This is a genomic window from Nakamurella flava (genome assembly GCF_005298075.1).
Taxonomy (GTDB): Bacteria; Actinomycetota; Actinomycetes; order Mycobacteriales; family Nakamurellaceae; genus Nakamurella; species Nakamurella flava.
Map to the genome: position 1 here is coordinate 31397 of NZ_SZZH01000008.1, position 18526 is coordinate 49922.

17 protein-coding genes are annotated in these 18526 nt (G+C 70.9%); 5 read left to right on the forward strand and 12 right to left on the reverse strand.

All coding sequences use genetic code 11. The features are described 5' to 3' along the window. Positions 1-23: 23 nt before the first annotated feature. From FDO65_RS21220 to FDO65_RS21250, 7 genes are all read right to left on the reverse strand, one after another. Entirely contained in the window at positions 24-284 is a 261-nt protein-coding gene (locus tag FDO65_RS21220; protein ID WP_137451763.1) for an MrpF/PhaF family protein, read from the reverse strand. Further along, entirely contained in the window at positions 281-910 is a 630-nt protein-coding gene (locus FDO65_RS21225) for a Na+/H+ antiporter subunit E (RefSeq protein WP_137451764.1), read from the reverse strand. Before FDO65_RS21225 ends, FDO65_RS21220 begins: the two co-directional genes overlap by 4 nt. Beyond that, a complete protein-coding gene (locus tag FDO65_RS21230; protein ID WP_205850228.1) occupies positions 907-2601 on the reverse strand; it encodes a Na+/H+ antiporter subunit D in 1695 nt (564 codons plus the stop codon). The genes FDO65_RS21225 and FDO65_RS21230 overlap by 4 nt, the downstream gene beginning before the upstream one ends. Beyond that, on the reverse strand, positions 2601-2972 hold the full coding sequence (locus tag FDO65_RS21235; RefSeq protein WP_137451765.1) for a Na(+)/H(+) antiporter subunit C: 372 nt from the start codon (positions 2970-2972) through the stop codon (positions 2601-2603). The genes FDO65_RS21230 and FDO65_RS21235 overlap by 1 nt, the downstream gene beginning before the upstream one ends. Next, positions 2969-5839: a Na+/H+ antiporter subunit A gene (locus tag FDO65_RS21240; RefSeq protein ID WP_137451766.1), complete on the reverse strand. Its 2871-nt coding sequence runs from the start codon at positions 5837-5839 to the stop codon at positions 2969-2971. The genes FDO65_RS21235 and FDO65_RS21240 overlap by 4 nt, the downstream gene beginning before the upstream one ends. 143 nt (positions 5840-5982) lie before the next feature. Next, a complete protein-coding gene (locus tag FDO65_RS22610; protein WP_205850229.1) occupies positions 5983-6525 on the reverse strand; it encodes a VOC family protein in 543 nt (180 codons plus the stop codon). Between the two features lie 124 nt (positions 6526-6649). Then, a complete protein-coding gene (locus tag FDO65_RS21250) occupies positions 6650-6835 on the reverse strand; it encodes a hypothetical protein (RefSeq protein ID WP_137451767.1) in 186 nt (61 codons plus the stop codon). Between the two features lie 116 nt (positions 6836-6951). Here FDO65_RS21250 and FDO65_RS21255 point away from each other — a divergent pair, with 116 nt between their 5' ends. Together FDO65_RS21255 and FDO65_RS21260 are read left to right on the forward strand one after the other, a co-directional pair. Beyond that, positions 6952-8118, forward strand: a complete 1167-nt coding sequence (locus tag FDO65_RS21255) for a trans-sulfuration enzyme family protein (protein WP_137451768.1) — start codon at positions 6952-6954, stop codon at positions 8116-8118. A 49-nt stretch (positions 8119-8167) separates the two neighbouring features. Next, positions 8168-8986 carry an aldo/keto reductase gene (locus FDO65_RS21260; RefSeq protein WP_137451769.1) on the forward strand — a complete coding sequence of 273 codons (819 nt, stop codon included), beginning with the start codon at positions 8168-8170 and terminating at the stop codon, positions 8984-8986. Between the two features lie 216 nt (positions 8987-9202). Here the strand turns inward: FDO65_RS21260 and FDO65_RS21265 are convergent, their stop codons facing one another. The 3 genes from FDO65_RS21265 to FDO65_RS22360 all read right to left on the reverse strand — a co-directional run bounded on the left by FDO65_RS21265 (position 9203) and on the right by FDO65_RS22360 (position 13334). After that, a complete protein-coding gene (locus FDO65_RS21265; protein WP_137451770.1) occupies positions 9203-12211 on the reverse strand; it encodes a vitamin B12-dependent ribonucleotide reductase in 3009 nt (1002 codons plus the stop codon). A gap of 121 nt (positions 12212-12332) precedes the next feature. Then, complete coding sequence (gene nrdR, locus FDO65_RS21270) at positions 12333-12827, reverse strand: transcriptional regulator NrdR (RefSeq protein ID WP_137451771.1); 495 nt, start codon at positions 12825-12827, stop codon at positions 12333-12335. Positions 12828-13037: 210 nt separating this feature from the next. Further along, positions 13038-13334 carry a LysM peptidoglycan-binding domain-containing protein gene (locus FDO65_RS22360; RefSeq protein WP_166442334.1) on the reverse strand — a complete coding sequence of 99 codons (297 nt, stop codon included), beginning with the start codon at positions 13332-13334 and terminating at the stop codon, positions 13038-13040. A gap of 777 nt (positions 13335-14111) precedes the next feature. Between FDO65_RS22360 and lexA the strand changes: the two genes are divergently transcribed. Next, entirely contained in the window at positions 14112-14861 is a 750-nt protein-coding gene (lexA, locus tag FDO65_RS21280; protein ID WP_240757793.1) for a transcriptional repressor LexA, read from the forward strand. Positions 14862-14976: 115 nt separating this feature from the next. Here lexA and tatA read toward each other — a convergent pair whose 3' ends face one another. After that, a complete protein-coding gene (gene tatA / locus FDO65_RS21285; protein WP_137451773.1) occupies positions 14977-15303 on the reverse strand; it encodes a Sec-independent protein translocase subunit TatA in 327 nt (108 codons plus the stop codon). Between the two features lie 326 nt (positions 15304-15629). On the opposite strand from tatA, the gene hflX reads away from it, so the two are divergent. After that, positions 15630-17174, forward strand: a complete 1545-nt coding sequence (gene hflX / locus FDO65_RS21290; protein ID WP_137451774.1) for a GTPase HflX — start codon at positions 15630-15632, stop codon at positions 17172-17174. A 42-nt stretch (positions 17175-17216) separates the two neighbouring features. Here hflX and dapF read toward each other — a convergent pair whose 3' ends face one another. Next, positions 17217-18068 carry a diaminopimelate epimerase gene (dapF, locus tag FDO65_RS21295; protein ID WP_137451775.1) on the reverse strand — a complete coding sequence of 284 codons (852 nt, stop codon included), beginning with the start codon at positions 18066-18068 and terminating at the stop codon, positions 17217-17219. A 61-nt stretch (positions 18069-18129) separates the two neighbouring features. Here dapF and FDO65_RS21300 point away from each other — a divergent pair, with 61 nt between their 5' ends. Further along, positions 18130-18483: a VOC family protein gene (locus FDO65_RS21300; RefSeq protein ID WP_137451776.1), complete on the forward strand. Its 354-nt coding sequence runs from the start codon at positions 18130-18132 to the stop codon at positions 18481-18483. Positions 18484-18526: the final 43 nt, after the last annotated feature.

Below are 18526 nucleotides of genomic sequence, written 5' to 3' on the forward strand. Positions count from 1 at the left end.
GGTCCGGTGGTGGCAGGCCCCGGTCATTGGCGGTCCCGGGGCAGCAGCTTGGCGAGTCCGGCCGACCCCATGAAGCCGAGCAGGGACACGACGACGGCGACGACCAAGGTGGAATCGGACTCCGTGTAGGCGGCCAGCAGGACGATGACGCCGACCACGATGGCCAGCAGGACGTCGAGCGCCACCGCCCGGTCGATCTGGGTCGGCCCCTTGACCAGCCGGATGACGGCCAGCAGACCGCCCACGGTGAAGAGCGTCCCGGCGATGAGGATGGTGGCGGTCACCGGCGGCTCCCCTTCTCGGTCCCGGAACGTCCGGTGGCGGCGGGCCGGGGCTCGGGGGCCCGGTCCGTGGTCTCGTCACGGCCGAGCGCGGCGCGGATCCGTCGTTCCTGGTCGCGGACCTGCTCGTGGAACTCGGCCATCGTCTTCTGGTCGGCGTCCAGCACGTGGATCATCAGCGTGCGCCGACGGGGGTCGATCTCGATGATGAGGCTGCCCGGAACGAGGGAGACCGCCAGCGCGGTCAGCGCCTGCAGCAGATCCGAGTCGGACTCGAGCTGTACGACGGTGGTCTCCGAATGCGGGGGGCGCGGCCGGACCGCCAGCCAGGCCACATGCACGCTGGCCACGACGACGTCGCCCAGGAAACGTCCGATCAGCACCAGGGTGCGCCACGGGTGCAGACCGAACGAGAAGTACATCTGCGGCAGCGGGAAGAGCAACAGCACCACCGCGCCGACCAGCACTCCGAGCAGGATGACGATGAGCGAGGCGGAACCCCACAGCGCCATCCAGACCAGGACGAGGAAACCCAACGTCAACAGGTAGGGCCGCCAGCGGCTGGATCCGGGCGCCGGCTCGCCGCGGATCGCTTCGGCGCGTTGCCGCAGGCGCCGGACGCCGGTCATCGGCCACCTCCGGCTTGTCCGTTCGCCGCGGCCGGCGAACCCGGGTCGAGACCGGGTAGTGGTTCGCCGCTGGAGAAGACGGCCTGCACGTACTGGTTGCGGTCCGACAGTGCCTCCGCAGCGTCCTGGGCGACCTGGTAGATCGGGCCGGCAGCCACCGTCAGCAGCAGGCCCACGGCGACCATGGCCGTGGTCGCGCCCACCATGCCGAGCGGCAGGCGCGCGGCCTTCTCGCCGGCCTCTCGGCGCTTGGCCTGCCGCAGGGCCTCACGCTGGGCGGCCCGGCGGGTGGCCAGCGACCGCCCCGACTCGGTCTGCAGCGCGTCGTCCGGCTCCTCCAGCGCCGTCACCTCGGGCGCGGGTCGCCAGAACGTGCGGCCCCAGACCCGGACGATGGCGTACAGGGTGAGCAGGCTCGTCAGGGTGCCGCCGATGACCAGGATCAGCGAGAGGACCCGACCGTCCTGCACGCCGGCCTCGAACAGGCCGACCTTGCCCAGGAACCCGGAGAACGGGGGCATCCCCGCCAGGTTCATGGCCGGCAGGAAGAACAGCGCGGCCAGCAGCGGGGAGGCCGACGCGAGCCCGCCCAGCCGGGCCAGCACGGTGGACCCGGCCACCCGCTCGATGAGGCCCACCCCGAGGAACAGCGCGGTCTGGACGAGGATGTGGTGTGCGACGTAGTAGATCGCGGCCGCGGTGCCGGCGGTCGACCCGAGAGCGACGCCGAACAGCATGTAGCCGATGTGCGAGACCAGCGTGAACGACAGCATCCGCTTGATGCCGGACTGGGCCACCGCGCCGAGGATGCCGATCACCATCGTCAACAGGGCCGCGATCATCAGCAGGGTGCCGAACGAGCCCGTCGGGAACAGCAGGTTCTGCACGCGGATGATCGCGTAGATGCCGACCTTGGTCAGCAGCCCGGCGAACACCGCGGTCACCGGCGCGGGCGCCGACGGGTACGAATCCGGCAGCCAGGCATACATCGGGAAGACCGCCGCCTTCACCCCGAACGCGACCAGCAGCATCGCCTGCAGGGTCGCGACGATGTCCGGGTCGACCGCCGGCAGTTTCACCGAGAGGTCGGCCAGGTTGATGGTCCCGGTGGCCGCGTAGGTCAGGGCGATCGCGGACAGGAAGATCAGGGACGACAGCAGGGAGACGACGATGTACGGCGCTCCGGCCCGTAGCCGTTCCTTCGTCCCGCCCAGGGTGATGAGCACGAAGCTGGCGGTCAGCAGGATCTCGAAGCTGACGAAGAGGTTGAACAGGTCACCGGCGACGAAGGCGTTGGAGACGCCGGTGGCCAGGATCAGGAACGTCGGGTGGAAGATCGAGACCGGGGTCTCCGGGGTCTCCGACTCGTCGGCCATGCCCTGCGAGATCGCGTAGACGAGAACGGCCAGCGCCACCGTCGTCGACACGACCAGCATGAACGCGGCCAGTTCGTCGGCCACCAGGGTGATGCCGAAGGGCGCCGTCCAGCCGCCGACGTTCACGACGATGGTGCCGTTCTGCACCACCCGGGCCAGCATCAGGATCTCCACCGCCAGCTGGACCGCCAGGGTGCCGACCGAGATGAACCGCTGGACGCGGGGGCGCCGGCTGACCACCAGGGTGGTGGCGGCGCCGGCCATCGGCAGGACGATGGCCAGTGGGAGCAGGAAGTCCAGTGCGCTGCCGTTCATCACTCGTCCCCCGCTCCGGGACTCGCGTCCTCCAGTTCGACGTCCTCGGTGTCGTCGCCGATCTCCGGCTCCTCGGTGACCTTGTAATTGCGGTACGCCATGGCGAGCAGGAACGTCGTCACGGCCAGGCTGATGACGATGGCCGTGAGGATCAGCGCCTGCGGCACCGGATCGGCCATCGGCTCACCGTTGGACGGTTCGCCGACGATGGGCGCGGCGCCGTCGCTGTTGGACAGCAGCAGCAGGTTGACGGCGTGCCCGGCGAGCAGGAAGCCCAGCAGCACCCGGATCAGGTTCCGCGACAACATCAGGTAGATGCCGCACGCGAACAGAGCGCCGACGGTGACGGCCAGCACGACACTGGTGGTCATCGGGACCGCCCTCCCGTCGGGGTCTGTTCTTCGCGGGCCCGCCGCTCCAGCACGCCCTGCCGGTCCAGTTCGGCGCCCAGCGACCGCAGCACGTCGAGCACCAGGCCGACGACGATGAAGTAGACGCCGATGTCGAACACGGACGAGGTGACGAACTTGAGGTCACCGAGCACCGGGACGGTGGCCCGCAGGATGGTGGACTGCAGCGCGTCGCCGCCGGCGACCAGGCCGTAGGCGGCCGTCGCCGCGGAGATCAGCAGCCCGACCCCCATCAACTTGCCCGGGTCCACGGGCGCGGCCTCACCGAGCTCGAACGCCCCGCCGGCGATGTAGCGCAGCGTCAGGGCGAGCCCGCCGATCAGGCCGGCGGCGAAACCGCCGCCCGGTTCGTCGTGGCCGACGAACAGCACGTAGATCGAGAACACGATGATCGTGTGGAAGATGAGCCGGGTGACCACCTCGAGCAGCAGCGACCGGCGGGGCATCCAGTTGGTGACGAGCCACGGTGACGGCTTCGCGGGGGCCTTGGCCGAGGGCAGGCTGGTGGGTTTGCGCGGGGTCCGCCCGGTGCGGCCGACCAGGAAGATCAGCGAGGCGACGCCGGTGGCCGCGGCGATCAGCACGGTCAGCTCGCCGAAGGTGTCCCAGGCGCGGACGTCGACCAGGATGATGTTGACGATGTTGTAGCCGCCGCCGTACTCGACGGCCGGGCCGGCGAGGTCGGCCGACACCGGGGTGGCGACCCGGCTCCCCGGGATGATCAGGGCCAGGGCCGTCATCAGCGCCCCGGCGGCCAGGGCCAGCACGACGCGGAAGCCGTTGCCCCGGTGTGAGGCGAACAACGCCCGGTCCGGGAGCCGGGTGAGCACGAGCAGCCCGGCGATCAGGGTGATCGTCTCGACCAGGATCTGCGTGAGCGCGAGGTCGGGGGCGCCGCGCAGGATGAACAGGATGGCGATCGCGTAGCCGACGCCGCCCACCATGATGATGGCGGTGAGACCCCGCTTGATCTGGGTGGTGGCCACGGCCAGCCCGATGACGACGACGGCCACCATGATCTCGCCGGGGTCGCTCCAGAGCGCCAGGTCGGCGGTCGACGTGCCGGCGCGGATCAGCATCGTGCCCGGGAAGGCGATGAGGACCAGGAGGATCGCGCCGAGGGACACCGGCAGCGAACCGCGCTGGGTGGTGGCGGTGACGCCGACGGCGATGGCATCCAGGCCCCGGGTCGTCGCCCGGTAGGCCGCCCCCGGCGGCCCGCCGGGTCGGGCCAGTTCGGTCCGGCGTTCCCGGGTCCGCTGGGCCAGGAAGACGGCGGCACCCCCGAGCCACCCGACCACCGACAGCAGCAGGGCCAGGCTAAACCCGTGCCAGAGGGCGAGGGCGCCGTCGTGGGTCGATCCGGCGAGCTGCGCGTAGGACTGGACGAGGGGTTCGGCCAGGAACGGGGCGATCCCCAGCACGAGACCGATGACCACGAGCAGCACGGTCGGACCGCTGCACCACGCCGAGACGGGGGCGACCGGCAACTGCCGACTGCCGGCGGCGGGGACCCCCGGCTTGTCGGCGAAGGCGCCCCACAGGAACCGGATCGAGTAGGCGGTGGTCAGGATCGAACCGACCAGCATGATCACCACGGCGACGGCGCCCCAGGTGCCGCCGTCGAGCAGGCCCGCGTACCCGGACTCCTTCGCGGCGAACCCGAACATCGGCGGGACACCGGCCATGCTGATCGCCGCGAGGGCGGCCAGCGCGGCGACCAGGGGCATCCGCCGGCGCAGTCCGGACAGCTTGGTCAGGTCGCGGGTTCCCGTGCTGGTGTCGATGATGCCGACCACGAAGAACAGCGGAGCCTTGAACAGGGCGTGGCCGAGCAGCATGGCCAACCCGCCGAGCAGCGCGTCCGGGTTGCCCGATCCGAACAGCAGGGTCATCAGACCCAGTTGGGAGACGGTGCCGTAGGCGAGCAGCAACTTCAGGTCGCGCTGTCGCAGGGCGGTGGCGGCGCCGTAGAGCATGGTGCCGCCGCCGAGCAGGATGAGCAGCGGCTGCCAGAACGACAGATCGGCGAAGCCGGGGGCGAGCCGGGCGAACAGGTAGATGCCGGCCTTGACCATCGTCGCGGCGTGCAGGTAGGCGCTGGCCGGGGTGGGCGCGGCCATCGCCCCGGGCAGCCAGAACTGGAACGGGATGATGGCCGATTTGCTGATCCCGCCGATCAGCAGCAGGACGATGGCGGCGGTCACCAGTGGGCTCGACGGCGGGTCGGCCAGGATCGCCGACAGCTGGAACGTGCCAGCCTGCACACCGAGGATCACCGCGCCGATCAGCATGACCAGGCCGCCGGCGGTGGTGACCAGCAACGCCTGGGAAGCCGCCTGGCGTGAGGACCGCTTGCCCTGCCGGTGGGCGATGAGCAGGTAGGACAGCAGGCCGGTGAGCTCCCAGAACACCACGAGCAGGATGAGGTTGTCGGCCCAGACCAGACCGAGCATCGCCCCGGCGAAGACCAGCAGCGACCCGGCGTACTTGCCGACCCCGTCGTCGTCGCGGGGGAAGTACCGCGCGGAGTAGATCATCACCAGCGTGCCGATACCGGCGATGACCAGCGTCAGGGCCAGCGACAACGCGTCCAGCCGGAGGTCGATGGTGAGCCCGATCTGCGGCAACCAGGGCACCGAGACGTTCCGGCTGCCGCCGTCCAGAACGGCCGGCAACTGCAGGGCGGCCCAGACCGTGGTGGCGCCGGGCAGCGCCGCCAGCACGATGAGCGCGTCGCGGTCCATCGCCCGGCACAGCGGCAGGGCGAGCAGTCCGATGACGAGATAGGCCAGCAGGAACCAGGGCGCGGCGGCGAAGGCGGTCATCGGCGGACCCGCCCGGATCGCAGGGCGCTGACCCGGACCCCGACGCAGCGCCCCACCCCGGGGGCGGGCCACGTGGACGCGGCGGCGGAGCGGTCGGTGCGCACTGGACTCCCTCGTTCTCCGATACCGGTCGGACCGGATCGCTACGTATACAGGTCGGGCTGCAGTTCGTTGATCTTGACGAGCACGCCGTCAGGTGTCCGGACCTGCAGTTGCCGTCCGAACGCCTCATCGCTGGTCGGGGCCACGACGTCGGCGCCGGCCGAGCGCAGCCGGTCCTCTACCTCCGTCAGCGGGCCGAGGCAGGAACAGTTCAGCTCGACCTGGCCCTCCCCCTGCTCCGGGTTGGCCGGGTGGGCCAACAGACTGAATTCGGCGCCACCCATCTCGAGCAGCGCCCAGTCGCCGTCCCGGCTGCCCTCCCGGACCTCCGCGCCCAACAGTTCCCAGAAAGCGACCGCCGCGGCCATGTCGGTCACGTGCACCATCGGCTGCAACCGGGGGCCCGGCTCCGTGGCCGGCCCGGCCGATGCCGCGGGATCCCGCGGGGTGGCCGCGAAGTGCTCCTCGAGCACGGTGGCCAGTAGATCGGACAGCGACAGCTGGCGGTCGATCGCCTCATGCTTGACGCGGCGGATCAGGTCGGGCGGCAGCGCGACGTTGAACTGCTGCTTGGACGACGCCATGGAGCCCATTCTAGCAACGTAGTTACCTAGGCCCCTAGGCCGTTCGGGTGGTCATGATCAAACAGGAAGTGCCGGACGTCCCACCGGGGTGGGCGCGCCGCCGTTCGTCGGCGGCGCCGTCCGTTCAGGGACGGCGCCCCTCGTTCTTGTCGACTCTCCGCTTGGCCAACGCGGACACGATCCGATCGACCAGTCTCATGATCGTGCCCATGTCGTCCTCCGGTTCCGGGTGGTGCCGGGCCCCGGGAGTGGGCCCCGGCATCCATGTTTCGATGACGAGGGTGATGGACGTGCTCGGGCCGCTGGACATCCGGGGACCGAGGCCACGTGCCACCCCCAGGGTGCCAGCTCCGGGTCCCGCCGGCGGAACGCGCGGCGGGCGATTCCGGGTCGAGGACAGAACGCGACGAGAGAGCGAGGCGAGGGATGGCCGATCAGGTGCGGTCGCAGGATGCGGAACGGTCGGACGGGTGGCGTCCCGACACGGTGGCGGTGGCGGCCGGTCGGCCGGCGCCGGAGCCCGGCGCCCCCTTGAACCAGCCGCTGGTGCTGGCGTCGAACTTCCGGTCGGCCCCGCCCGGCGAGACGGTCGGTGAGTACAGCCGCAACAACGGCACCCCCGGGTGGGCGGCACTGGAATCGGCGGTCGGCGCCCTGGAGGGCGGCCGGGCAGTGGCGTTCGGCTCGGGGATGGCCGCCGTCGCCGCCGTCACCGACGACCTGACGGTCGGCGCCCGCGTGGTCGTCCCGGTCGACAGCTACCAGGTGGTCCGGGGCTTGCTGCAGGACGGCACGGAACAGGGCCGCTGGCACGTCGACGCGGTCGACATCACCGACACCGCGGCGGTGGTGGCCGCCGTGGACGGGGCCGATCTGTTGTGGCTGGAGTCGCCGTCGAATCCGTTGATGGAGGTGGCCGATCTGCCCGCGCTGTGTGCGGCCGGCCGGGCGGCGGGGGCGCGGGTGGCCGTCGACAACACCTTCGCCACTCCCCTGCTGCAGCGCCCGCTGGACCTCGGTGCGGACGTGGTGGTGCACAGTGCGACGAAGTTCCTGGGTGGCCACTCCGATCTGCTGCTCGGCGTGGCCGTCGCCCGGGACGACGCCGAGTACGCCCGGCTGTACCGGCGGCGGGTGCTCAGCGGTGGGACACCCGGCGCGTTGGAGGCATTCCTGACGCTGCGCGGGATCCGGACGCTCGCCGTGCGGGTGGAGCGGGCACAGGAGTCGGCGGGAGTGCTGGCGGCACGGCTGGCCGCGCATCCCGCGGTCGAGCGGGTGCGGTACCCGGGACTGCCCGGGGACCCGGGACATCAGCGGGCGGCCGCGCAGATGACCGGGTTCGGCGCCATGTTGTCGTTCGAGGTCGCCGGGGGCGCCGCGGCCGGGGACGCGGTCGTCGCCGCGGTGCGGCTGATCACGGCGGCCACCAGTCTGGGTGGCGTGGAGTCGACCATCGAGCGGCGGGCGAAGCTGGCCGGCCAGGAACACATCCCGCCGGGCCTGCTGCGGCTCAGTGTGGGGATCGAGCACGTCGAGGATCTGTGGGCGGATCTGCTGGCGGGGCTCGACGCCGCTGCCGCAGCCCGGTGACGACCGACGCGGCGGCGGCTGGTCGGTCGGTCGATGTCAGGATGGGTCCATGCCCCCGATCCTGACGCTCAACGACGGTCATCCGCTGCCGGCCATCGGCTTCGGCCTGTACAAGGTCGACCCGGCCGAGACGGAGGCGGTGGTGACGGCCGGTATCGACGCCGGCTATCCGCTCATCGACGGCGGCGCGTTCTATGACAACGAGCGGCAGCTGGGCGCGGCGGTGCGGGCCAGCGGACGCCGGGACGAGTTGCTGGTGGCCTCCAAGGTGTGGGGCGACCCGGTGCAGAGCTACGACCAGACGCTGGCCGACTTCGACCGCAGCGCCGCCGATCTCGACATCGGCGTGGTCGACATCTACATGATCCACTGGCCGCGGCCGGCCCGGAACGCCTACGTCGACGTGTGGCGGGCGATGATCCGGCTGCGCGAGGAGGGCCGGGTCCGCACCATCGGCGTCTGCAATTTCAACGCGCAGGAGCTGCAACGGCTGGAGGACGAGACCGGCGTCGTCGCGCCGATCAACCAGGTCGAGTCGCATCCGTGGATGCCGCAGCACGATCTGCGGGAATACCACCGCGAGCACGGCATCGTCACGCAGGCGTGGAGCCCGCTGGGTCGGGGCCGGCTGTTGGAGGATCCGACGCTGATCGAGATGGCGGAGCGGCTCGGGGTCTCGGTCGCCCAGGTGGTGCTGCGCTGGCATGTGCAGCTCGGTGGGGCGGCCGTGCCGAAGTCCCGCAACGCCGACCGGCTGCGCGCGAATCTCGACCTCGACGGGTTCGAGTTGTCCGAGCAGGACATGGCCCGGATCGCGGGCCTGGAGAACGGCACCCGCACCGGCAGTGATCCGAAGGACCGTCAGTAGCCACTGCGGCAAGCATCTGCCCCGTCGAACAAGGACGGCCCCTGGCCGCTGACCGTGAGGTCGGCGACCAGGGGCCGTTGGTCTGTCCGGGGTTCTTGGGGGTCCGGACAGATTCCGGCCGCCGCGGAGAGGGAGGGGGTACCGCGGCGACCGGAAGCATCGGGGTGACCGGACGCCGGTCGTCAGGGGGGCGACGACCGGCGGCCGGACGGGGGGTCAGCTGCAGCCGGAGGTGGAGCCGCAGCCCTCGCACAGGTAGCAGGCACCGGACGGGCGCATCTTCGTGCCGCAGGTGAAGCACAGCGGGGCGTCGGCGGACTTGCCGATGACCAGCTCGAGCAGCTCCGTGGAGCTCCCGGCCGCACGGACCGGGGCGTTGGCCGCGACCGGGGTCGGGGCCTCGACGGGCTGCCCCTCGGCACCGGCCTGGGTGCTGGCGGCGTTGCCCGGCGCGGTGACTCCGCTCTCCACCGCGGGACGGACCACCGGGGTGGCGTCGACGCTGGTCTGCAGGTCCTCGACCAGACCCGACGGGTCCGAGCCGTAGCTGGTGGCCACCTGTGCCCGGCGCTCCTCGGCGGAGAAGATGCCGAGCTCGGCCCGCTGGTCCACCGAGAGGTAGTCCAGCGCGATGCGGCGGAACAGGTAGTCCATCACCGAGGTGGCGATGCGGACGTCCGGGTCGTCGGTCATACCGGCCGGCTCGAAGCGCAGGTTGGTGAACTTGGCGACGTAGGACTCGAGCGGGATGCCGTACTGCAGGCCCACCGACACGGCGATCGAGAAGGCGTCCATCACGCCGGCCAGGGTGGAGCCCTGCTTGCCCAGCTTGATGAAGACCTCGCCGAGCCCGTCGTCCGGGTAGGACCCGGTGGTCAGGTAGCCCTCGGCCCCACCGACGGTGAACGACACCGTCTGCGACGGGCGCTTCTTCGGCAGGCGGCGACGGACCGGACCGGTGGCGACGGGAGCGGCAGCAACCGCCGGAGCGACCTGCGCCTCGACCTTGTCCGTTGACTTCTTGGCTGCCGACAGCGGCTGGCCGACCTTGCAGTTGTCGCGGTAGATGGCCAGCGCCTTCAGGCCCATCTTCCAGCCCTGCAGGTAGATCTCGGCGACATCGGCGACGGTCGCCTCTTCCGGCATGTTCACCGTCTTGGAGATGGCGCCGGAGATGAACGGCTGCACCGCGGCCATCATCCGGACGTGACCCATAGGGGCGATGGACCGCTCGCCCATGGCGCAGTCGAACACCTCGTAGTGCTCGGTCCGCAGACCCGGGGCGTCGACGACGTGACCGTGCCCGGCGATGTGCTCGACGATCGCCTCGACCTGCTCCTCCTGGTAGCCCAGGGCGCGCAGTGCGCGCGGCACGGTCTGGTTGACGATCTGCATGGAGCCGCCGCCGACCAGCTTCTTGAACTTGACCAGCGCGAGATCCGGCTCGATGCCGGTGGTGTCACAGTCCATCATCAGACCGATGGTGCCGGTCGGGGCGAGCACGGAGGCCTGCGCGTTGCGGTACCCGTGCTGTTCGCCGGTGGCGATGGTGCGGGCCCACTCGGTGGTGGCCTGCTTGAGCACGGCGGTGTCGTTGCCGCCGAGCGCGCGGATGTAGTCGTTGGCCGCGGCGTGCTTGCGGACGACGCGCTTGTGCGCGTCGGCGTTGCGGGCGTACCCGGCGTACGGGCCGACGACCCCGGCCAGCTCGGCCGACCGTCGGTAGGCCACGGCCTGCATCAGCGAGGTGATGGCCGCGGCCAGCGACCGACCGCCGTGCGAGTCGTAGGCGTGGCCGGTGGCCATCAGCAGGGCGCCGAGGTTGGCGTAGCCGATGCCCAGCTGCCGGAAGTCGCGGGTGGTCTGCGCGATCGGCTCGGTCGGGAAATCGGCGAAGCAGATGGAGATGTCCATCGCGGTGATGACGAACTCGACCGCCTTGGCGAAGGAGACCGCATCGAAGCTGCCGTCCTTGCCCAGGAACTTCATCAGGTTCAGCGACGCGAGGTTGCAGGACGAGTTGTCCAGGTGCATGTACTCGCTGCACGGGTTCGAGGCGGTGATGCGGCCCGACTCCGGGGTGGTGTGCCAGTCGTTGATGGTGTCGTCGTACTGGATGCCCGGGTCGGCGCACTCCCACGCGGCGTGCGTGACCTTGCCGAAAAGCTCACGGGCGTCGATGGTCTCGATGACCTCGCCGGTCTGGCGACCGCGCAGCCCGAACTGGGCGCCGGAGTCGGACGTCGCCTCGACCGCGCGCATGAACTCGTCGGAGACCCGCACCGAGTTGTTGGCGTTCTGGTACTGCACGGAGATGATGTCGTCCCCGCCGAGGTCCATGTCGAAACCGGCGTCGCGGAGCGCGCGGATCTTGTGCTCCTCCCGGGCCTTGGTCTCGACGAACTCGGCGATGTCGGGGTGGTCGATGTCCAGGACGACCATCTTGGCCGCCCGGCGGGTGGCGCCACCGGACTTGATGGTGCCGGCGGAGGCGTCGGCGCCGCGCATGAAGGACACCGGACCGGAGGCGGTGCCACCGGAAGACAGCAGCTCCTTGGAGGAACGGATCCGGGAGAGGTTCAGCCCGGCACCGGAGCCGCCCTTGAAGATCAGGCCCTCCTCGCGGTACCAGTTCAGGATCGAGTCCATGGTGTCGTCCACCGACAGGATGAAGCAGGCCGAGACCTGCTGCGGGGACTGGGTTCCCACGTTGAACCAGACCGGCGAGTTGAACGCGAACACCTGATGCAGCAGCATCCAGGTCAGCTCGTGCTCGAAGACCTCGACGTCCTCCGCGGTGGCGAAGTAGCCGTTCTCCTCACCGGAGCGGGTGTAGGTGCTCACCACCCGGTCGATGATCTGACGCAGGCTGCTCTCCCGCTGCGGGGTGCCGACGGCACCGCGGAAGTACTTGCTGGTGACGATGTTGGTCGCGTTGACCGACCAGAAGTCGGGGAACTCGACGCCGCGCTGCTCGAAGTTGATCGAGCCGTCGCGCCAGTTGGTCATGACGACGTCACGACGCTCCCAGGTGACCTCGTCGTACGGGTGCACGCCGGCGGTGGTGAACAACCGCTCCAGCCGCAGACCCCGGCCCGAGGTCGACGCTTCGGCCCCGGCCGTCTCCGCCCGACCCTTACGCCCCCGCGTGGCCGAGTTGGTGCCATTGGTCGACGCGGTGGACCGCGACGAACCGTTGCGATCGGCTCCGACGGACTCCGTCATTCCGACTTCCTTCCCCTGGGTGTTCACTGGGCCGTCCTCGACGGTCAGCGGATGAGTTCTTGCTGCGGCACCGAACGGCAGAGCACGGCCGACGGTGCCGGTGGTCGTGCGGGAGGGTGGGCTAGTTGATGGACGCCGACGAGCCGGGCGGCCCGGCTGCGGTCGTCAGGTGGTCGTCGCCCCGCAGGCGGCGGATCTCGACGGCGAAATCCTCGGCGGACGTGAACGAGCGGTACACGCTGGCGAAGCGCAGGTACGCGACTTCGTCGAGCTGACGCAGCGGCTCCAGGATGGCCAGACCGACCTCCTGGCTGGGCACCTCGGCGTACCCGGCCGCGCGCACTGCCTCTTCGACCTTCTGGGCGAGCAGGGCCAGAGCGTCCTCGTCGACCGGCCGGCCCTGGCAGGCCCGTCGGACACCGGCGACCACCTTGGCTCGACTGAACGGCTCGGTCACGCCGCTCCGCTTGACGACGACGAGCACGGACTCCTCGACGGTGGTGAAACGCCGCCCGCACTGCGGACAGGACCGCCGACGCCGGATGGCCTGGCCCTCGTCCACCTCGCGCGAGTCGATGACCCGGGAATCGGGGTGACGACAGAACGGACAGTGCATGCCGAGCCCCCTTCCCGAACCACCGGATCGACCGGATGTGGATGGATCTGTGGATCGCCGGTGGGCAACCCGCCGAATCTGTGGACAACCACCACGCGGTGGTGGCACAACCTGTGGACTACTTACACCAGTGTAAGTCCCACATGTTGGGGTTGACGGTAGATCGAGACCTACGCCGGCCGCAAGTCAGCACAAGGGGGACGACTGGGGTCAGCCGACCGTCACAGAGGGCGAACCCGGGGACGTCGCGGCCTCCTGAACAGGTGACGAGCTCGGCACCTGGATGACGAGCCCGACCGGGAGGACACCGTCCGGCAGATCGTTGACGACGACGATCTCCTCCACCACGGCGCGCGGGTCGCGCTCCGGCGAGTACTCCTGCGCAAGTGCCCACAGGGTGTCGCCGGGCTGGACGATGACCTGCACCAGCTCGGTGGGCGGGGCCGGCGTGAGGGCGGCATGGACCCCGAGCCCGAGCAGGGCGACGACGGTCAGAGTCACGCTCAACCGGGCCCACCTCTCCCATGGGCGCTGGAGGGATTCGCCGCGCGGGCAGTCCACCGGCGGCGCCAGGAGCCGGCGGCCGGAGCCGGTGAGGTGACCGGATCGCGGACGTCGACGGTCGCCGAGCCGCCGCCGACGGATCCGCCCGGGCGCACCCGGCCCGCCGACCCGCGCCGCCGCGCCCGCGTTCGAGCGGCCGTTCGACACCTCGCCGATCGGCGCCAGGGCGCACTCCGGGCGCCGTCGCGCGGGCACCACCACGGCCGCGGGCACCTCCTCCCCGGATCGCCGGCCGTCACGTCGACCGGCGGTGACCGGCCGACAGCGCACCGTCGACAAGGGCCCCGTCAAGGACGGGACGAACGTGCCGGTCCGCACCGAAACCTGTGTTCCCATCAGTCACCTCGGTCGCTCAGCCGGTCGGACCGGCATCCGTCGGGGCTCGACGGCGGCCCCGGAGGCACCGCCTGGACGGCGGTATCGAACGGGCTGTACGTCGAACGGTCGTTCTAACCGACCGCACGTCGAGTTCTACACGACGGGTCCGACAGTGGGTAGATGTGACCGGCGTGTCGGTCGAACGCGTGTTTGAAATGTCGTGTCACGACGCCTAGGCTGATCACCGTCGCCGATGACCAGTCACCACCGGACGGCGCCCGGCCGGACGGTTGATCGACACGGCGAGCAGCAGCGGTCCGGCCGAGGTCGCGCGGCCGAGCGGGCGGACACCAGCGGCGAGCGGCACCACCGACAGCGGCATCGAACAGGGAGGTCATCAGCGTGGCAACCAAGGACGCCCGGGGCCCGGGAGCGGGATCCCGGAAGCAGTCGGCCGACGTCGACGTGGACGGCGAGGGCGAAGTCCTCACGTTCCCCGACGCCGAGACCGACCCCGACGGCGGCGGCCGCGACTGGGTCATGACCATGCGTCAGCACAAGATCCTGCAGGTCATCCGCGATTCTGTGGAGCGCCGTGGCTATCCGCCGAGCGTGCGGGAGATCGGACAAGCCGCCGGGCTGAAGTCGCCGTCCTCGGTCGCCCACCAGTTGAAGGTGCTGGAGAAGCGGGGCTTGATCCGCCGCGACCCCAACCGCCCGCGCGCCGTGGATATCCGACCCCGGGAGGAAGTCCCCGAGGAGACCAGCGAGCAGCCGGCGCCCGTGTACGTGCCGGTGGTCGGACGGATCGCCGCCGGCGGCCCCATCCTGGCCGAGCAGGCCGTGGAGGAGATCTTCCCGCTCCCCCGCGAGGTGGTCGGTGAGGGCACGCTGTTCCTGTTGCGGGTGGTCGGCGACTCGATGATCGACGCGGCCATCACCGACGGCGACTGGGTCGTCGTGCGGCAGCAGCCGATGGCCGACAGCGGCGAGATCATCGCCGCCATGATCGACGGGGAGGCGACCGTCAAGACGTTCAAACGGTCGGACAACCGCGTGTGGCTGATGCCGCAGAACCCGGCCTACCAGCCCATCCCGGCCGAGGACGCCGTCATCCTGGGGCGGGTCGTCTCCGTCATCCGCAAGGTCTGAGGGCGGGCGGTCCGGCCATCGGGGCCCGACGCCGAACATGACGAAGACCCCGGTCCGCATGTGGCGGGCCGGGGTCCTCGGACATCTGGAGGCCGGGAGAACCCGACGGATCACGTCAGTAGGCGCGGTCCTGCGTCGTCGGCTGGACGTACGGCGCCGGCTGGTGCACGTCCGCCGGCGGGGCCACCGGAGGCGGCGGAGACACCGGAGCGATCGGCGCCGGAGTGATCTGCTGAGTCGGCGTGGCGTAGCGGGCCGAGGCGTCGGTCTCCGCCGGGCGCTTGGCCTTCTCCTCGTCGTCATGCATCGCCGAGACCTCGGATTTGAGGATGCGCAACGACCGGCCGACACCGCGAGCGGCGTCGGGCAGCTTCTTCGCCCCGAACAGCAGGATGAACACGGCCAGGATGATCAGCCAGTGCCACCAGGACAAGCCACCCATTGCAACCTCCTCGACCAGCGGTTGGTCGCCACACCGGTGCCGGGGCCAGGGACACCCCGCGGGGGTGACCTCCGACGGCCGGAGGAGCCCGGACCATGCAGCTGGCCCCCAGGGTACTCGGCGCCGGCCATCACCCACTGCGGAATGAACCGGCAGTCCCCCGGCGTTCACCATGATGTCGCCTGCAGAACCGCTCGCCCGGGCGGACCGCCGGGTTCGTCATCCCCGGCGACCGCCCCGACATCCATCCCGCGGACCCCCGGAAGTTCGATCCGCGCTGCGCCCGCCGCGAAAACCGGTCGACCGCGTGGCAGGGTGAAGGCACGATGACGGCCGACTACGACGCGTCCCGCCCCGAGCGGGCACGCCCCACCGACAGCAGTGAGGTCCTCTTCGTGCGCACAGCCGCCACATGGAACCCCGGGACGGCCAGCACCGGCCCGGCCGCCGACATCGATGCGTTCGACCTGCCGGCCGACGACACCGTCGGCACCGTCGGCACCCAGGGCGACCGCGACCTGGCCGATCGCGCCGCGCTGCGGCGCGTCGTCGGTCTGTCCACCGAACTGACCGACATCACCGAGGTCGAATACCGCAAGCTGCAGCTGGAGCGGGTCGTCCTGGTCGGGGTCTGGGCCGGCGGCGTCGCCGCCGCCGAGGCCGAGGCGTCGATGGCCGAACTCGCCCGCCTGGCCGAGACCGCCGGGTCGGTCGTCCTGGACGCCGTCGTCCAGCGACGCAGTCATCCGGACGCCGGCACCTTCATCGGCTCCGGCAAGGTCACCGAACTCAAGGAGATCGTCGAGGTGACCGGCGCCGACACCGTCATCGCCGACGGCGAGCTCTCCCCCGGACAGCTGCGCAATCTCGAGGAGAAGCTGCGGGTCAAGGTCGTCGACCGGACGGCGCTGATCCTCGACATCTTCGCCCAGCACGCGCGCTCGCGGGAGGGCAAGGCCCAGGTCGAGTTGGCCCAGCTGAACTACCTGGTCCCCCGCCTGCGCGGGTGGGGTGTCGCCCTGTCCCGGCAGCGGGGCGGCCGGGTCGCCGGCGGCGCCGGCATCGGCTCCCGCGGACCCGGCGAGACCAAGCTCGAGATCGACCGGCGCCGGATCTACAAGCGGATCGCCCAGCTGCGGTCGGACCTGTCGGCCATGCGTCGCGTTCGGGACACCAAGCGTTCGCAGCGACGGGCCCGCGCCATCCCCGCCGTCTCGATCGCCGGATACACCAACGCCGGGAAGTCCTCCCTGCTCAACCGGCTGACCGACGCCGGGGTCCTCGTCGAGGACGCGTTGTTCGCCACCCTCGACCCGACCACGCGGCGGTCGCGCACGGCCGACGGGCGGATCTACACCCTGACCGACACCGTCGGATTCGTCCGGCATCTGCCCCACCAGCTGGTGGAGTCGTTCCGGTCGACGCTGGAGGAGATCGGCGACTCCGATCTGCTGCTGCACGTCGTCGACGCCTCCGACGAGCATCCCGAGGACCAGGTCACCGCGGTGCGGACCGTGCTCGCCGAGATCGAGGCCGCCGAGGTCGTCGAGATCGTCGTCATCAACAAGGCCGACACCGCTCAGGCGGACGAGCTGACCCGGCTGCGGCATCTGTTCCCGGACGCAGTGGTGGTCTCGGCGCGCACCGGCGAGGGCATCGACGAGCTGCGCCGCCGGATCGCCGACGCGCTGCCCGACCCCTCCATCACCGTGGACGTGCTGCTGCCCTTCACCGAGGGCGCCCTGCTGTCCCGCATCCACGAGGAGGGCGAGGTGCTGCTCGAGGAGCACACCGGCGACGGCACCCGGGTCCGTGGTCGCGTGTACCCCGACCTCGCCGGGCTGCTGGCGCCGTTCGTCGCCGTCAACTGACGGCGGTCGGCGGCGAAGGACCGGCCCGTCCGCCCGGTTCCGTCAGCCCCAGAGTGCCGGATCGAGCCGGCCGGACGCGACGATGATGGCCGGTCCGGTCAGCGTCGCCTGTCCGTCGGCGATCCGCACGACGACCTGACCGCCGGGTACCCCGACCGTCACCTCACCGTCCCGGCGTCCGGACAGGTCCAGGTAGGCCGCGGCTGCGGCCACCGTCCCCGTCCCGCACGACCGGGTCTCCCCCGACCCCCGCTCGTGCACCCGCAGACGGATCTGATCGCGCCCGGCCCCGGCGTCCAGCCCCTCGATGAACTCGACGTTCACCCCGGCCGGGAAGACGGTGGTGTCGTACTCCGGAGCCCGGGTCAGGTCCAGTCCGTCGATGTCGTGGTCGGTCACACAGGCCAGGTGCGGGTTTCCGACGTCGACGGCCACCCCGTCCATCGCCAGACCGGACACCCGGGTCGACGACCGCACGCCCAACCGCACCGGGCCCATCCCGATGGTGACGTCCCCGTCGGCTGCCACCCGGGCCGTCCGCAGCCCACCCCGGGTCGCGAAGTCGAACTCCCCGGGCTCGACCCAACCGGCGGCCACCAGGTACCGGGCGAACACCCGGGCTCCGTTCCCGCACATCTCTGCCAATGACCCGTCGGCGTTGCGGTAGTCCATGAAGAACCCCGCGCCGCCGTCGGCGTCGGGGACGATGCGGATGACCCCGTCCGCCCCCAGGCCGGCCCGGCGATCGCACAGCCGTCGCACCCGCTCGGGGGTCAGGTCGAGCTGACTGTCGGGGTCGGGCAGCAGGATGAAGTCGTTCTCGGTGCCATGACCCTTCAGGAACGGGACCCCGTTCGGGCCTGGCACCACCACTGCACCCCCGGCACTCGTCATGCGCTCAGGGTAGGTCCTGACCGACGACGAGTTCCCCGATGACGAGTGACCTGGAGACGCCATGGCCCTGCACCTGCACATGATCAACCTGGACTGCGCGGACGTGGCCGGTCAGGCCGCGTTCTGGGCGGGTGCCCTCGGACTCACGGTGAACGACCACGACGGCAATGCCTTCATGCGCACCATCGGCGGAGGCGGCCCGGCCGGGCCCCGGATGATGTTCCTGGCCGTGCCCGAGGGCAAGACGGTGAAGAACCGGATGCACCTCGACCTGCACGCCGACGACCGGGCCGCCGAAGTGGACCGGCTGGTGGGCCTGGGGGCGGCGGTGGTCGCCGACGTGGAGGAATGGGGCGGCCGGTGGACCGTACTGACCGACCCGGAGGGCAACGAGTTCTGCGTCGCCCAGGACTAGTCGCCCGAGCTTGCGAGGGCGCCAGAAAGCACACAGGAGAGCG

What these genes read in the sequence shown, in the direction of transcription:
- FDO65_RS21225 (WP_137451764.1), bottom strand. Translation starts at nt 910, where the DNA reads ATGACCGGCGTCCGGCGCCTGCGGCAACGCGCCGAAGCGATCCGCGGC.
- nrdR (WP_137451771.1), bottom strand. Translation starts at nt 12,827, where the DNA reads ATGCACTGTCCGTTCTGTCGTCACCCCGATTCCCGGGTCATCGACTCG.
- FDO65_RS22610 (WP_205850229.1), bottom strand. Translation starts at nt 6,525, where the DNA reads ATGGCGTCGTCCAAGCAGCAGTTCAACGTCGCGCTGCCGCCCGACCTG.
- tatA (WP_137451773.1), bottom strand. Translation starts at nt 15,303, where the DNA reads ATGGGTGGCTTGTCCTGGTGGCACTGGCTGATCATCCTGGCCGTGTTC.
- FDO65_RS21300 (WP_137451776.1), top strand. Translation starts at nt 18,130, where the DNA reads ATGGCCCTGCACCTGCACATGATCAACCTGGACTGCGCGGACGTGGCC.
- FDO65_RS21255 (WP_137451768.1), top strand. Translation starts at nt 6,952, where the DNA reads ATGGCCGATCAGGTGCGGTCGCAGGATGCGGAACGGTCGGACGGGTGG.
- FDO65_RS21250 (WP_137451767.1), bottom strand. Translation starts at nt 6,835, where the DNA reads ATGTCCAGCGGCCCGAGCACGTCCATCACCCTCGTCATCGAAACATGG.
- FDO65_RS21260 (WP_137451769.1), top strand. Translation starts at nt 8,168, where the DNA reads ATGCCCCCGATCCTGACGCTCAACGACGGTCATCCGCTGCCGGCCATC.
- dapF (WP_137451775.1), bottom strand. Translation starts at nt 18,068, where the DNA reads ATGACGAGTGCCGGGGGTGCAGTGGTGGTGCCAGGCCCGAACGGGGTC.
- FDO65_RS21235 (WP_137451765.1), bottom strand. Translation starts at nt 2,972, where the DNA reads ATGACCACCAGTGTCGTGCTGGCCGTCACCGTCGGCGCTCTGTTCGCG.
- hflX (WP_137451774.1), top strand. Translation starts at nt 15,630, where the DNA reads ATGACGGCCGACTACGACGCGTCCCGCCCCGAGCGGGCACGCCCCACC.
- FDO65_RS21230 (WP_205850228.1), bottom strand. Translation starts at nt 2,601, where the DNA reads ATGAACGGCAGCGCACTGGACTTCCTGCTCCCACTGGCCATCGTCCTG.
- FDO65_RS21265 (WP_137451770.1), bottom strand. Translation starts at nt 12,211, where the DNA reads ATGACGGAGTCCGTCGGAGCCGATCGCAACGGTTCGTCGCGGTCCACC.
- FDO65_RS21240 (WP_137451766.1), bottom strand. Translation starts at nt 5,839, where the DNA reads ATGACCGCCTTCGCCGCCGCGCCCTGGTTCCTGCTGGCCTATCTCGTC.